The following is a 420-nucleotide window of genomic DNA, read 5'->3' as shown; positions in this document are numbered from 1 at the left end:
TGTTGACTATAATTACAACACAGCCGACCAGTTCGACAACTACCAGGTCAGCACCATCAAGGCCGATAGTGGCGGAGGCACCACCACCAACACCTACGACGTCAATGGCCACCTCATCAGCGTCGACGATGGCAAGGAAACTGGCGTGCGCAAATTCTTTGTTGATACCGCAGGCCACATCCTGCGCAAAGAACAAAAAGGTGACAACACCTACAGCCTCTTAGTCAACGACCAGCTCATCGGTACCAGCAGCAAAGACTACCTGACAGACAGCATCAACCAAAGCTACATCAAACAAAGCGCCTTGTCGGGTAACGGCCCCAGCATGTACATCACCCAGCAGGGTGACACCCTGCAAAGCATCGCCAAGACCGTCTGGGGCGACGCCACCCTGTGGTACCTCATTGCCGACGCCAATGG

At 54.5% G+C, this 420-nt stretch carries 1 protein-coding gene; it reads left to right on the top strand.

Annotated features, from left to right (window positions below):
- Positions 1-420, top strand: a 420-nt coding sequence (locus ACO0LF_RS31495) for a LysM peptidoglycan-binding domain-containing protein (RefSeq protein ID WP_423021352.1), incomplete at both ends; no start/stop codon positions are given.

The organism is Undibacterium sp. Di27W, from assembly GCF_049340345.1.
GTDB lineage: Bacteria > Pseudomonadota > Gammaproteobacteria > Burkholderiales > Burkholderiaceae_D > Undibacterium.
Note: the sequence above shows the minus strand (reverse complement) of the source record. Positions and strands in the feature narration are given on the sequence as shown.